The sequence below is a fragment of the Shewanella sp. NKUCC05_KAH genome, assembly GCF_019345585.1.
In the GTDB taxonomy this organism is placed as follows: Bacteria; Pseudomonadota; Gammaproteobacteria; order Enterobacterales; family Shewanellaceae; genus Shewanella; species Shewanella oncorhynchi.
This window is the reverse complement of the sequence record NZ_JAHKQZ010000075.1, coordinates 1-223: the sequence shown is the minus strand read 5'-3', so window position 1 is coordinate 223 and position 223 is coordinate 1. Positions and strand designations below refer to the sequence as shown.

The 223-nt window shown below is 49.3% G+C and carries 1 protein-coding gene; it reads left to right on the top strand.

The window, feature by feature from the left end; genetic code table 11:
* Positions 1 to 223: transposase domain-containing protein (locus KO533_RS22530; RefSeq protein ID WP_219256199.1), on the top strand; the 223-nt coding region annotated here is incomplete at both ends.

Below are 223 nucleotides of genomic sequence, written 5' to 3'. Positions count from 1 at the left end.
CGCCCGTACTCATATTACCCGCCTAACCGAATTCACCTGCTTAGCAGATGTGTTAGAACCTGAGTTAATTCAATCTTGCCTAGACTCTCAGGGCGTTGCGACGTTAAGACGGCGTAAATTGCCGATGGACGCGATGATTTGGGCCGTTATCGGAATGGCTTTGTTCCGAGGGGAATCTGTTCGGTCACTCATCAACAAACTCGACATTGTTTTGCCGCAAGAG